At 66.2% G+C, this 13,758-nt stretch carries 11 protein-coding genes and 1 riboswitch; of the genes, 4 read left to right on the forward strand and 7 right to left on the reverse strand.

Features of this window, described 5'->3' with window-relative positions; translation table 11 throughout:
* The first annotated feature begins 80 nt into the window (after nucleotides 1-80).
* Complete coding sequence (locus ABD923_RS09560) at nucleotides 81-890, forward strand: division plane positioning ATPase MipZ (protein WP_259550422.1); 810 nt, start codon at nucleotides 81-83, stop codon at nucleotides 888-890.
* A 293-nt stretch (nucleotides 891-1,183) separates the two neighbouring features.
* Here the strand turns inward: ABD923_RS09560 and rpsA are convergent, their stop codons facing one another.
* From rpsA to trmB, 4 genes are all read right to left on the reverse strand, one after another.
* A complete protein-coding gene (gene rpsA / locus ABD923_RS09565) occupies nucleotides 1,184-2,863 on the reverse strand; it encodes a 30S ribosomal protein S1 (protein WP_222190930.1) in 1,680 nt (559 codons plus the stop codon).
* 576 nt (nucleotides 2,864-3,439) lie between these two features.
* Complete coding sequence (gene cmk / locus ABD923_RS09570; RefSeq protein WP_259550423.1) at nucleotides 3,440-4,051, reverse strand: (d)CMP kinase; 612 nt, start codon at nucleotides 4,049-4,051, stop codon at nucleotides 3,440-3,442.
* A gap of 222 nt (nucleotides 4,052-4,273) precedes the next feature.
* Nucleotides 4,274-5,620 carry a 3-phosphoshikimate 1-carboxyvinyltransferase gene (gene aroA / locus ABD923_RS09575; RefSeq protein ID WP_259550424.1) on the reverse strand — a complete coding sequence of 449 codons (1,347 nt, stop codon included), beginning with the start codon at nucleotides 5,618-5,620 and terminating at the stop codon, nucleotides 4,274-4,276.
* Between the two features lie 198 nt (nucleotides 5,621-5,818).
* Nucleotides 5,819-6,523 carry a tRNA (guanosine(46)-N7)-methyltransferase TrmB gene (gene trmB / locus ABD923_RS09580; RefSeq protein ID WP_259550425.1) on the reverse strand — a complete coding sequence of 235 codons (705 nt, stop codon included), beginning with the start codon at nucleotides 6,521-6,523 and terminating at the stop codon, nucleotides 5,819-5,821.
* A 221-nt stretch (nucleotides 6,524-6,744) separates the two neighbouring features.
* On the opposite strand from trmB, the gene ABD923_RS09585 reads away from it, so the two are divergent.
* The 3 genes from ABD923_RS09585 to ABD923_RS09595 are packed head-to-tail and all read left to right on the forward strand — an operon-like array spanning nucleotide 6,745 to nucleotide 10,043.
* Nucleotides 6,745-7,872, forward strand: a complete 1,128-nt coding sequence (locus ABD923_RS09585; RefSeq protein ID WP_259550426.1) for a site-2 protease family protein — start codon at nucleotides 6,745-6,747, stop codon at nucleotides 7,870-7,872.
* Nucleotides 7,873-7,909: 37 nt separating this feature from the next.
* Nucleotides 7,910-9,319: a cardiolipin synthase gene (gene cls, locus ABD923_RS09590; protein ID WP_310796410.1), complete on the forward strand. Its 1,410-nt coding sequence runs from the start codon at nucleotides 7,910-7,912 to the stop codon at nucleotides 9,317-9,319.
* A gap of 7 nt (nucleotides 9,320-9,326) precedes the next feature.
* Entirely contained in the window at nucleotides 9,327-10,043 is a 717-nt protein-coding gene (locus ABD923_RS09595) for an endonuclease/exonuclease/phosphatase family protein (RefSeq protein ID WP_259550427.1), read from the forward strand.
* Here the strand turns inward: ABD923_RS09595 and metK are convergent, their stop codons facing one another.
* From metK to ABD923_RS09610, 3 genes are all read right to left on the reverse strand, one after another.
* Complete coding sequence (metK, locus tag ABD923_RS09600; protein ID WP_259550428.1) at nucleotides 10,044-11,225, reverse strand: methionine adenosyltransferase; 1,182 nt, start codon at nucleotides 11,223-11,225, stop codon at nucleotides 10,044-10,046.
* 6 nt (nucleotides 11,226-11,231) lie between these two features.
* Nucleotides 11,232-11,281: riboswitch (SAM-SAH riboswitch) on the reverse strand.
* Between the two features lie 28 nt (nucleotides 11,282-11,309).
* Entirely contained in the window at nucleotides 11,310-12,857 is a 1,548-nt protein-coding gene (gene lnt / locus ABD923_RS09605; protein WP_259550429.1) for an apolipoprotein N-acyltransferase, read from the reverse strand.
* Nucleotides 12,854-13,753: a hemolysin family protein gene (locus tag ABD923_RS09610; protein WP_222190918.1), complete on the reverse strand. Its 900-nt coding sequence runs from the start codon at nucleotides 13,751-13,753 to the stop codon at nucleotides 12,854-12,856. Before ABD923_RS09610 ends, lnt begins: the two co-directional genes overlap by 4 nt.
* Nucleotides 13,754-13,758 lie beyond the last annotated feature (5 nt).

Genomic DNA, 13,758 nt, shown 5'->3' on the forward strand with positions numbered 1-13,758 from the left:
ATGCTGCCGTATATTGCGACAAAGCAAACCGGCCCCACAAAATGAGGGTCGGTCCGCCGGGGTCAATCGAGGGGACGCGCGTGGCACACATCATCGTCTTGGGCAATGAAAAGGGCGGCTCGGGGAAATCCACGACCGCCATGCATATCGCCACCGCGCTGGCCCGGCTGGGGCATGTGGTGGGCGGTCTCGACCTCGATTTGCGGCAACGCAGCTTCGGGCGCTATATCGAGAACCGGCAGAACACGATCGCCAAGCGCGACCTGGACCTGCCCTGCCCCATCCTGATGGAATTGCCGAACCTCAGCCCGGACGACCTCGAACCGGGCGAGAACATCTATGACCGCCGCCTCTCGGCTGCCGTGGCCGAGCACGAGGCGCGCTGCGATTTCATCGTCATCGACTGCCCCGGAAGCCATACGCGCCTGAGCCAGGTCGCCCACAGCCTTGCCGATACGCTGATCACGCCGATGAACGACAGTTTCGTCGATTTCGACCTGCTGGCGCGGATCGACCCGGACACCTACGAGATCACCGGCCCCAGCGTCTATTCCGAGATGGTCTGGCACGCCCGGCAGTTGCGCGCGCGCGCGGGCCTCTCGCCGATGGATTGGATCGTCGTGCGCAACCGCCTGGGCGCGCAGGAGATGCACAATAAGCGCAAGGTGGGCCGCGCGATGGAGGATCTGTCCAAGCGCATCGGCTTTCGCGTCGCGCCGGGCTTCAACGAGCGGGTGATTTTCCGCGAGTTGTTTCCCACGGGCATGACCTTGCTGGACCTGCGCGAGTTGGGGGTCGAGCGACTGAACATCTCGAACCTCGCCGCACGGCAGGAGTTGCGGGATCTTGTCCGCGCCTTGAACCTGCCCGGCGTCGACGTCGATTTCTGATCGGCGGTCAATACCGCGGGCCTCAAGACATCCTTGAGAGGAACGCGGCCCTGCACCAGGGGCTTTGTCGTGCAGGGCCGGTCCGTCTCGGTCGCGTTCGGCGGGATAAAGGGGACATACCGAACGCCAGGGCGGGAAGGGACATTCCCCGCGCGGGACGAAGGGAACACCGGGCGTGTAACACCCATGTGGCAGCATCGTGTGCCCCGCCCGTTATCCACAGCTTTTCGGACCCCAAACGAAAAAGGCCCCGCTGATGCGGGGCCTTTCCGATCTTGCCGTAAGGCGCGGACTTAGTCGTCCTGCTTCAGCGCTGCGCCAAGGATATCGCCGAGCGATGCGCCCGAGTCCGAGGAGCCATACTGTTCGACGGCCTCTTTCTCTTCGGCGATCTCGCGAGCCTTGATCGACAGGCCGAGGCGGCGCGACTTGGCGTCCACGTTGGTGACGCGCACGTCGATCTTGTCACCGACCTGGAAGCGCTCGGGGCGCTGCTCGGCACGGTCACGCGACAGATCCGAGCGACGGATGAAGGATTTCATGCCTTCGTACTCGACCTCGATGCCGCCATCTTCGATCGCGGTGACCTCGACGGTGATGACCGACCCACGCTTCACGCCATCCACGGCCTCGGCGAAGGGATCGCCGTCAACCGCCTTGATGGAGAGCGAGATACGCTCCTTGTCGGTGTCGACCTCGGTGACGACCGCCTGGACGACGTCGCCCTTGCGATAGTTCTGGATGGCATCCTCGCCGCGACCTTCCCAGGTCAGGTCGGAGAGGTGCACCATGCCGTCGATGTCGTTGTCGAGACCCACGAACAGACCGAACTCGGTGATGTTCTTGACCTCGCCCTCGACCTGCGTGCCGACCGGGTACTGCTCTTCGAACACTTCCCACGGGTTGCGCATGGTCTGCTTGAGACCCAGCGAAACGCGGCGCTTGGCGGTGTCGATTTCCAGCACCATGACCTCGACCTCTTGCGAGGTGGAGACGATCTTGCCGGGGTGCACGTTCTTCTTCGTCCAGGACATTTCCGAGACGTGAACGAGGCCCTCGACACCGGGCTCCAGCTCGACGAAGGCACCGTAGTCGGTGATGTTCGTCACGCGGCCGGTATGCACCGATTCCAGCGGGTAGCGGGCTTCGACGGCATCCCACGGATCGTCCTGCAGCTGCTTCATGCCGAGGCTGATGCGGTGGGTGTCCTTGTTGACCTTGATGACCTGCACCTTGACGGTTTCGCCGATGGACAGGACTTCTTTCGGGTCGTTGACGCGGCGCCAGGCCATGTCGGTGACGTGCAGCAGGCCGTCCACACCACCCAGATCGACGAAGGCGCCGTATTCGGTGATGTTCTTGACCACGCCGTCGACCACGTCGCCCTCGTTGAGCTTGGCGATGACCTCGGCGCGCTGTTCGGCGCGGGACTCTTCCAGGATGGCGCGGCGCGAGACCACGATGTTGCCGCGGCGGCGGTCCATCTTGAGGATCTGGAAGGGCTGCTTGAGACCCATCAGCGGGCCTGCGTCACGCACGGGGCGCACATCGACCTGCGAACCGGGCAGGAAGGCCACGGCACCGCCCAGATCGACGGTGAAGCCACCCTTGACGCGGCCGAAGATGGCGCCTTCGACGCGCTCTTCGCTGGCATAGGCTTTTTCCAGACGGTCCCACGCGGCTTCGCGCTTGGCCATCTCGTGGCTGATGACAGCCTCGCCGCGCGCGTTCTCGACGTTGCGCAGGTAAACCTCGACCTCGTCGCCCACTTCGATCTGGGGCGCTTCGCCGGGGTTCGCGAATTCCTTGAGATCGACGCGGCCTTCCATCTTGTAGCCGACATCGATGATGGCCTGGCCTGCCTCGATGGCGATGACCTTGCCTTTGACGACAGACCCCTCGTCGGGCGTGTCGATTTCGAAGCTTTCGTTCAGGAGGGCTTCGAACTCCTCCATGGTTGCTTTAGCGCACATATGCGTATCGGTTCCTATTCGTTCGATATTTCTGGCCGCGCGGTTGTCTCCGCCGGTCTTGGGATGATCGTTGGTCTGACGCCCCGGAAAACAAAGAGGGCCGGTGAACCCGACCCTGCTCGATCTCTCTGCTTCCGGCGTTGCTCGCCGTGTTGACGTGCGCGCGTATACAGGGGGTAGGCCTGTTGCGCAAGGGGCTGGCACGGTTCGGCCTTGGTTGGCGGCGCCGGTTGCGCCAAGACGCGCGGGCTCAGGCGCAGGCTGAGACGGGGGCACCCGAACCCGCCATCGGCCAGCCCTGCCAGTCCACGTCGTTGTGCATCCAGAAGTCGACGACACGCCAGGGCGACACGAAGCAAAGAAGTGATACGGGAACCAGGGCAACGAACAGGACGCGAAGTGCCATCCTGTCGAAAGAGATCGTTACCCCGGCCCATCCGGGTTTCACCGGGGGGACATCGCCCGCTCGTGTCTGAGGCTCCGTCTGCCTGACCGCAGGTGCCAAGGCATCTCCCTCCCCTTCGACCACCCGGTAGTGAACATGGCCAATGGAAGGGACGTCTGGCAAGCCGCGTCCTAGTCGCGGTGCGCGGCGATTTCCCTGATCGCCTTGGCGACCGCCTCTTCGATACTCAGGTCCGAGGTGTCGAGGATCACGGCATCGGCGGCAGGCAGCAGGGGCGCGGTTGCCCGATTGGCATCTCGCGCGTCGCGTTCGCGCACATCGGCCAGCACCGTGTCATAATCGGACGCGATCCCGCGTTCGAGCAATTCCTTGTGGCGGCGGCTGGCGCGCACTTCGGCGCTGGCAGTGACGAAAAGCTTAGCCTCGGCATCCGGGCAAATGACCGTGCCGATATCCCGCCCGTCCAGCACGGCGCCGCCTGCGCGACGGGCAAAGGCGCGCTGGAAATCGACGAGCGCCGCGCGAACCTCGGGGATCACAGCGACTCTCGAGGCCGCCTGCGCAACGTCCGGCGTGCGCAAGGCGTCTGGATCGCCGAGGTCGTCCGCCGTCAGCGCCTGCGCCGCCTCGACCGGTTCCTTGCCCGTCAACATGCGCGCGCCCACGGCGCGGTAAAGCAAGCCCGTGTCGAGATGGGCAAAGCCGAAATGCTCGGCCACCGCGCGGCTGATCGTGCCTTTTCCGGCAGCGGCTGGCCCGTCGATGGCCACGGTAAAACTCATCTGCGTCTCCTTCCGGCGTGGATGGTCCGGCCCGCAATCGCCAAGATCAACATGGCCCCGGCCATGCCCACAAGGGCGAATTGGACTGCCGCCAGGGCATTCGATTGATCCTGCGACCCGCCCCACTGTCGTTGCTTGAGGGAGTGGCTTTGTCCATCGGGGTCACCAGGCAGTGCCAACCAGAGTGCCCCCCCGACAGCCCCACGCCGCGCAAGCCAAGTGTCAGCCGCGTTCGATCTCGGCGCCCAGGTCGCGCATCAGCCCCTCGAAAATCGGGAAGCTGGTCGCGATCGGGCCGCCATCATCCACGCCGACCGGCTCTCGCGTCGACAAGCCGAGGCAGAGGAAAGACATCGCGATGCGGTGGTCGAGATGCGTGGCGCAGGTCGCCCCGCCTTTCACCCCGCCCATGCCGCGCCCGTGGACGATCCACCAATCCGGTCCGTCCTCGACCTGCACCCCGCAGGCGCGCAACCCATCGGCCATGGCCGCGATCCGGTCGCTTTCCTTCACGCGCAATTCCTTGACGCCGCACATGACAGTCGGCCCTTCGGCATTGGCCGCGACGACCGAGAGGATCGGGTATTCGTCGATCATGCTGGCGGCGCGGGCGGGTGGCACCTCGACCCCCTTCATGTCGGGCGAATAGCGCGCGCGCAGGTCGGCGACGGGTTCGCCCCCTTCCTCGCGCGGGTTCTCGTAGGTCAGGTCGGCGCCCATCTCGATCAGCGTCTCGAACAGGCCCGCGCGCGTCGGGTTCAAACCGATATTCGGCACCAGCACGTCCGAGCCCTCGGTGATCAGCGCCGCACAGACCGGGAAGGCCGCGCTGGAGGGGTCGCGCGGCACGGTGATGGTCTGCGGCTTAAGCTCTGGCCGGCCGGTCAGGGTGATGACCCGGCCCTCATCCGTGACCTCGGTCGTGATCTCGGCACCGAAGCCCGCCAGCATCCGTTCGGTATGGTCGCGTGTCGCCTCGGCCTCGATCACGACGGTCTGGCCCGGCGCATTCAGCCCGGCCAGCAGGACCGCGGATTTCACCTGCGCCGACGGGACGGGCACGGTGTAGCGCACGGGCAGCGGCTCCGCCGCGCCGACCAGCGTCATCGGCAAACGCCCCCCGGCGCGGCCCACCGACCGGCAGCCGAACAGCGCCAACGGGTCCGTCACCCGCGCCATCGGGCGCGAGCGCAGCGAGGCATCGCCGGTGAAGGTCACGGTGATCGGGGTCGTGGCCATCGCGCCCATGATCAGGCGCACGCCGGTGCCGGAATTGCCGCAGTCGATCACGTCCTCGGGTTCGGCAAAGCCGCCCGTGCCCACGCCGTGGACGTGCCAGGTGCCATCGTCATCGCGCGTGACCTCGGCCCCGAAGGCGCGCATGGCCTTGGCGGTGTCCAGCACGTCCTGCCCTTCCAAAAGGCCGGTGATCCGCGTCTCCCCCACGGCCATCGCGCCGAGGATCAGGGACCGGTGCGAAATCGACTTGTCCCCGGGCACATGGGCCTCGCCCGTCAGCGCACCGCCCTTGCGGGCCATCATCGGAACCGGATCGCCGTGGCCGGACATGCGCCGCCCTCCCCTTTTGTCAGTCGCGGGGGTGATAGACGCGGGCGCGCGCCTCGTCCACACCCCGCACACGCGCCGCCTCGAAATAAGGGGGCCGACCACCCACACGGGCGAAAGGCGCGGGCGATCGCCCCAAAAGGGGCGTGAGGCCGCGCCTCCCCCCGGGCGACGTCGCAGACGGCGCAAGCCCTGCGGGGATCAGAGCCGGCGGAAGGTCAGGTAGTGCGGCACGCGCCCCTCGCGCAGCGCCTTCTGTTCGTAGCGCGTCGAAATCCAGTCACCCCAAGGGTCGCGCCAATCCCGCGGCCCCTTGGCGAGCCACTCGAACCCCGCCCGTGGCACCTCTTCCAGCGTTTGGCGGACATAGTCGGGGATGTCGGTCGCCACGCGGAATTCCGCACCCGGCTTGAGAACTCGGGCCAGCGGCTCAAGGTGCTCGGGCGTCACGAAGCGGCGGCGGTGGTGGCGCTTTTTCGGCCACGGATCGGGATAGAGCAGGAAGGCCCTGGAGATGGATCGATCCGGCAGCACGTCGAACAGGTCGCGGGCGTCGCCGGGATGGATGCGCAGGTTCTGCACCCCGCTCGCCCGGATCTTGCCAAGCAGCATGGCCACGCCGTTGATATACGGTTCCGCACCGATGATCCCGATCTGCGGGTTGCGCTCCGCCTGGTGGATCATGTGCTCCCCGCCGCCGAACCCGACCTCGAGCCACACCTCGCGCCCGTCGAACAGGGCGCTTAGGTCCAGCGGTGTACGCTCGGGGTTTTCGTCCCAGCCCACCGGCCCCGGCGACAACGCGGCAAGGTCCTCTTCCAGATAAACCTCCTGGCTGTCGCGCAGGTGCTTGCCCTTGCGGCGGCCGTAGAAGTTGCGATGCGGGCGCTTGGGCAGGTCTTGCATGGTCACGATCCTCTGGCGCGGCGGCCCCGTCCTCTAGCCCATGCCCATCCGTGTCTCAATCCCCGGCTTGGGCCACAGGTGCGCATGGCGCGGCAAGCTCCCCGACCTCGCCCTGTGGTCAGGCGCCCCTGACAAGGGTCTTCCTTTCCGGGGGCAAGTGCTTACGTTTTTCAGGCGCACATCTCAGACGTGTGTGCGCGGCACGGAAAGGAGATACCTGGATGTTCTCTCACTCGGTCCGCCTGTTCGACCTGTTCGGCTTCGAGATCCGCATCGACGCGAGCTGGCTGCTGATCGCGGCCCTGATCGTCTGGAGCCTGTCCTCGGGCTATTTCCCAGAGGTTCTGCCGGGCCTTGATGCAAGCGGCTACCTGATCCTGTCGGTCGTGGCGATGCTGGGCCTGTTCGGTAGCCTGATCCTGCATGAACTGGCCCACTCCCTCGTCGCGCGGCGCTACGGGCTTGGCGTGGGTGGCATCACCCTGTTCCTTTTCGGGGGCGTGGCGCAACTGGAAGACGAGCCCAAAAGCGCCGCCTCGGAATTCTGGATCGCGATTGCCGGGCCGGCCATGAGTTTCGCACTGGCCGGGGCCTTTGGCCTGCTCGCGGTGGCCGCGGGTGGGGGCGTTGCCGGGATGGTCCTGTCCTACCTCGCCTCGATCAACCTGATCCTTGCGGTCTTCAACCTCGTGCCTGCCTTCCCCCTGGATGGCGGGCGGGTTCTGCGCGCGTGGCTCTGGAACCGCTCGGGCGATGTGCTGGAGGCGACGCGCAAGGCCAGCACGGCGGGGGTCGTCTTTGCGCTCGCCCTGATGGCGCTTGGTCTGTTCTCCGTCCTGTCGGGGGGCGGCGTCGGCGGCATCTGGATGGGGCTGATCGGCCTGTTCGTGTTGAACGCCAGCCGCGGCACCTACCAGCACCTCGTCACGCAAACCAGCCTCAGGGGGTTGCGTGTCTCCGAACTGATGACGCCAAACCCGTTCTGCGCGACACCGGACATGACATTGGCCGATCTCGCCGACGAGGTGATGCTGGCCCATGGCATCAGCTTCGTTCCCGTGGTCGAGGCCGGTGTCCTGCTGGGGCATGTCGACACCGCCCTGATGCGCGAGGTCCCACGCGCGGACTGGGGCGTCACGCAGGTCGGCGACATCTTCGCGGCGCTCTCCGAGGATACCGCCGTGCGCCCCGATCTGTCGGCCGAGGAGGCGCTGAACCTGATGGCAAGCGGACCGCAAAGGAAGCTTCTGGTGGCCGAGGGGCGTTCCCTTGTCGGTGTGCTGAGCATCCGCGACCTGATGGCCCATATCGCCATCGTGCAGGACCTGGGGCGTGGCACCCGACGCTGAGACAGACGAAAAACCGCCCTCTTGAGGAATTGCAGATTTGCTGACCGCCCTGATCGCCATCCTTTCAGCCCTGTCCCTGGCGCTGGCAATCTGGCTGAGCTGGCGGGCAGCGCAGGCGGCCCGCACCCCGCAAGGCGCGGTCGGCTGGGTCGTGTTCCTGCTCTCGACGCCGCATATCGGCGTTCTGATCTACGCGATCTTCGGCCCACACAGGTACAAGCGGCAGACCAAGAACCGCAGGGCCAGCCGCCTTCTCTTCGATGACAAGCGCCCGGATCACGACGGGGAGGGGCCGCGTTTGATGGGCGGGATCGACCGCCGCCCGTTCGAGCGTATCGCGGGCCTGCCCTTTGTCGAGGGCAACTCGGTCGAGGTGTTGAAAGACGGAGAGGCCACCTTCAACGCCCTGTTCGACGCCATCGACCGCTCCGAGAGATACCTGCTGGTGCAGTTCTACACCTTCCGCGACGACCGGATCGGAGAAGAGGTCGTCAACCGTCTGGTGGCGGCGGCGCAGCGCGGGGTGAAGGTGCACCTCTACACGGACGCGGTCGGCTCGAAGGACCTCAGTTGGGCGGCCATACGCCGGATGGAGAAGGCTGGCGTCGCCGGGGCCGCCTTGCGCCGCCAGACTCCAATCATGCGGCGCTTGCAGATCAACTTCCGAAACCACCGAAAGACCGTGATCGTCGATGGGCGCGAGGCCTTCATCGGCGGCCTGAATGTCGGCGATGAATACATGGGCCGCGACCCGAAATTCGGGCCATGGCGCGATACGTTCTGCAGGATCACGGGGCCGGTCGTGCCGCAACTCCAGCTGATCTTTGCCGAGGACTGGCATTGGCTGACCGGGACATCGCTGCGCAAGGACCTCGACTGGGCCCTGCCCGAGGCACAGGGCGCGACCGAGGCCTTGACCGTCGCCACGGGCCCGATCGATGACGAGGACGGCGGCTCGGCCCTGTTTTTCGCGGCGATCTCTTCCGCGCAGGAGCGGATCTGGCTCAGCACGCCCTATTGCGTGCCGGACCTGGCGCTTCTGTCGGCGCTGAAGCTGGCCGCAGCGGCGGGGCGCGACGTGCGCCTCTTGGTGCCCGAGACCATTGACCACTACCTTCCCTGGCTCGCGGCCTTTGCCTATTTCGACGAGTTGACGGAAGCCGGGGTGCAGATCTGGCGTTACAAGGAGGGGTTCCTGCATCAGAAGGCGCTGCTGATTGACGACCATCTCAGCGCGCTTGGCAGCACGAATTTCGACAACCGGTCCTTCCGATTGAATTTCGAGACGATGGTCCTGTTCCACGACCGGACGCTTGCCGCCGAGATGGCCAAGATGCTGGAAGACGACTTTGCCCGCGCCGAGCGGCTGGAGCGAACACTGGATGAGCAGCCGCTGTCGATCCGCGTCGGCGCGCCCCTTGCCCGGCTTGTCGCCCCGGTGCTTTGATCGGACGATGCGGATTCTCAGCTACAACATCCGAAAGGCCGTCGGATTGGACGGACGGCGCAACCCCGAACGGGTGCTGTCGGTCATCGCCGACAGCGGTGCGGACGTGGTGATCCTGCAGGAGGCCGACAAACGCCTCGGCGCGCGCCCCGCGGCCATACCCAAGCGGTTGATCGACCTGGAAAGCGATTATGACGTGGTTGACGTGGCCACGACCGATTTGAGCCTCGGCTGGCATGGCAATGCCGTGCTGGTCAAAGCGGGTGTGACGGTTCTGGCGACCGAGCGCTTGAATCTGCCGGGGTTGGAACCGCGCGGCGCGGTCCGGGTGACGGTCGACGCGCCCGCGACGGGGCGTGTGGACCTCATTGGGGCGCATCTGGGGCTCTTGCGACGCTGGCGCCGACGGCAACTGGCGGCGATCCGGTCCCATGTCGAGCCGCACCATCGGCAGACCACCATCATCGCGGGCGATTTCAACGAATGGTCCGTCAGCGGCGGGTTCGAGCCATTGGGCCGCGATTTCATGGTGATGTCGCCGGGGCGCAGCTTTCATGCCAGCTACCCGGTCGCGCCACTGGATCGGTTCGCCCATGGATCGGGGCTGAGCCTGACGGATTGCGGTGTGATCCGGACCAGCGAAGCGCGCCGCGCCTCGGATCACCTGCCGGTCTGGGCGGAGTTCGCATCGGCCCCTGAACGGGCCGATGCGCAAGATAAATGATCAGACGGCAGCCTTGAGCGCGTCGACCAGGTCGGTCCGTTCCCACGAGAAGCCGCCGTCCTCTTCGGGCGCGCGCCCGAAATGGCCATAGGCCGCGGTGCGGGTGTAGATCGGTTTGTTCAGACCCAGATGCGTGCGAATGCCGCGCGGCGTCAGGCACATCGTGTCGCGGATGGCCTTTTCGATCTCGGATTCATGCACCTCGCCCGTGCCATGCGTTTCGGCGTAGATCGACAGCGGCTCGGCCACGCCGATCGCGTAGGACAGCTGGATCGTGCAGCGCTTGGCCATCCCGGCGGCGACCACGTTCTTGGCAAGGTAGCGCGCGGCATAGGCGGCCGAGCGGTCCACCTTGGTGGGGTCCTTGCCCGAGAAGGCACCGCCGCCGTGGGGCGCTGCCCCGCCATAGGTGTCGACGATGATCTTGCGGCCCGTCAGGCCCGCGTCGCCATCGGGGCCACCGATCACGAACTTGCCGGTCGGGTTCACGTGCCAGACGGTGTTGTCGTTCAGCCAGTCGCTCGGCAGGACCTCGCGGATATAGGGCTCGACCAAGGCGCGCACGTCATCCGAGCTCATGTTCGGGTCAAGATGCTGGGTGGACAGCACGATCGAGGTCACCTCGACCGGGCGGCTGTCTTCGTAACGCAGGGTCAGCTGGCTTTTCGCGTCGGGGCCAAGCGTCGGTTCCTGTCCCGATTTGCGCACCTCGGCAAGGCGGCGCAGGATCGCGTGCGAGTAGAGGATCGGCGCAGGCATCAGTTCAGGCGTCTCGTCGACCGCGAAGCCGAACATGATCCCCTGGTCGCCGGCGCCTTCGTCCTTGTTCTCGGCCGCGTCGACGCCTTGGGCGATATGCGCCGACTGTTCGTGCAGAAGGTTCGTCACCTCGACCGTCTCGTGGTGAAACTTCTCCTGCTCGTAGCCGATATCCTTGATGCAGGCCCGGGCGATGTCGCCGATATGGTCGATGTAGTCGTGGAGCTTGTCCTTGTCGGACAGGCCCACTTCGCCGCCGATAACGACGCGGTTCGTGGTGGCAAAGGTCTCGCAGGCGACGCGCGCTTCGGGTTCTTCTGCAAGGAACGCATCGAGCACAGCGTCAGAGATGCGGTCGCACACCTTGTCCGGGTGCCCCTCGGAGACGGACTCGGAGGTGAAGATATAGTTCGATCGGGCCATGAAGGTTGCTCCATTGAAAACATTGTCCCCACGCCAGGAAGCCGTTGCGGGGCCAGGTTGGCTTACGCCCTTGACAGGAAAGGTTCAATGGCGCGCGGACCGACGGCCTGCGACAATTGCGGCCAGGCTTCCCAAAAGGAACAGGGCCACGAGCGGCAGGTCACCCGTTCGGGCGTAAACCGTCGGCGGCAGGGCAGGCGGCAGCGCGGCGTCGAGAAGCCCACCCTCGCCAAGCGGCAGCGCCGCGACCACCCGGCCGCGACCGTCAATGACGGCCGAGATGCCGGTATTGGCGGCCCGCAAAAGCGGAAGCCCCTGCTCGGCCGCGCGCAATTGCGCCAGGGCGAGATGCTGGTAAGGCCCTGAGAGCGTGCCGAACCACGCATCGTTGGTGATGTGCAGCATCCAGTCCGGGCGCGCGGCGACCTCGCGGATGTAGCCCGGAAAGATCGCCTCGTAGCAAATCATCGGAAAAGCCGTGCCGAGCGCCCCGCCAAGCTCGATCAGGGCCGGGCCCGGGCCGGGAACGTAGCCGCCGGGCAGGACCTCGGCCAATCCGCGCAGGCCCCATCGCGACAAGGTCTCGGCATAGGGCAGGTACTCCCCGAACGGCACCAGGTGGTGCTTGTCGTAAACCGCCTCGATCCGTCCCTCGGCATCCAGAAGGGCCATGGCATTGACCGGGCGGACCCCCTCGAAACGCTGCGCGCCGACGACCACACGGGCGGCTCCGGCGGCCCCGGCGATCTCGGCCCGCGCAACGTCGGAGCGGTCGAGGATCTGCGGCAGGCTGGTTTCCGGCCAGATCACGAGGTCAGGCGTTCGCCCCTCGATCTCGGGGTCGGCGGCGGTCAGGGCCAGACCGCGCTGGAAAAAGATCGGGATCATGTCGCGCCGCCATTTGAGATGCTGCGGCGCGTTCGGCTGAACGAGGCGGATAATAGGTGCCTCCGGATCCTGGGCCGACGGCGTGGGGGCGACGGCGATCAGTGCAACGGACAGACCCGCGGCGACGGCCAGGGAAAGAACGGTCCACCCCAAGCTACGGAGCACCAGCCCGGCCATCAGGGCGGCGAAGCCGAGAACGATCAGGTTAAGGCCCAACCCTCCACCAAATTGCGCCGCGGAGAGGAACGGGCTGCCGATCAGGATGTGGCCGGGAAAGGCCCAGGGAAAGCCGGTCAGGACTACCCCGCGCGCCGCCTCGGCCAGCAGCACAAGGCCGGTCAGGACCGCAAGGCGCCAACCGAGGGCGGCCTGCGGCAACAGGCGGCGCGCCAGGTAGGCGGGTAGCGCCCAGAACAGGGCCAGACCGCCCGCCATGAAGAAAAGCGCGAAGGGGGCCATCCAGCCATGGCGCGCGGCATCGACGAAGAACGGCTCGACGATCCAGTGCAGGGCGACGGCGAAATAGGTCGTTGCGCCAAACCAGGCGATCCAGGCGGCCCGGCGCGCCGTCGCGGCAAGCGAGGCCAGCAGCAAAAGGCCAGCAAAGCCGACCCAGCCGAAGACCCAGAGGTTGAACGGCGCCAAGCCAAGCGCCCCGACCGCACCGGACAACGCCGAGAGCGTCAGCCGCTCGCGATACGTACGCGCCTCGATCCACTCGGCAATCGCAGGGGGGTGGATCACTCCGCCCTCTTGTCAGGCAACCGCACGCGCAGGCGCTTGATGCGGCGGGGGTCGGCGTCGATCACCTCGAACTCCACGCCGGTATCCTCATGCGGAACAACCTCGCCCCGTGCCGGAACGCGACCGGTCAAAAGGAAGACGAGACCGCCGAGCGTATCGACTTCTTCCTCGTCCTCATCCTCGGTCAGGGACAGCCCGATCTCGGCTTCGAACTCGTCCAGCGGGGCCCGCGCCAGCGCGATGAAGGAACCATCGCCCTCCCGCGTCCATGGCTGGGCCTCTTCGACATCGTGTTCATCCTCGATCTCGCCGATGACCTGTTCAATCAGGTCCTCGATGGTCACGATCCCGTCGACCCCGCCATATTCGTCGATGACCAGCGCCATATGGGTGCGTTCGGTCTGCATCTTGGTCAGCAAAACACCGATGGGCATGGAGGGCGGCGCATAAAGCAGCGGCCGCAGCATCTTGCGCAGCGAGAAATCGGTCGCCTTGCCGTTGAAGCCATAGCGCAGGGCCACGTCCTTCAGGTGGATCATGCCGATCGGGCTGTCGAGCGTGCCGTCATAGACGGGCAAGCGGGTCAGCCCGGATTCGCGGAACACCTCGACGAGATCGGGCAAGCCCATATCGCAGGGGACAGACACGATTTCGACCCGCGGGACGGCCACGTCCTCGACCCGCATGCGGCGCAGGTTGGACATGCCGAAAGACCGCTGGCCCAAGGGCTGCGCCTCTGGATCGGGTTCGTGGGAGTCTATGATTTCGGCCTCGTCCTCGGAAGAAGACGATCCGAATATTCGGGCGAGAAACCCCGGCCTCTGGGCGGGGGTGTCATCCTCGGAGTCCTGCGCGCCACGCGCCGCAGGAGACGAGGGGTCGGGGTTCGAGCTCATTGCTC

The organism is [Roseibacterium] beibuensis, from assembly GCF_039542305.1.
Classification (GTDB): domain Bacteria; phylum Pseudomonadota; class Alphaproteobacteria; order Rhodobacterales; family Rhodobacteraceae; genus Roseibacterium; species Roseibacterium beibuensis.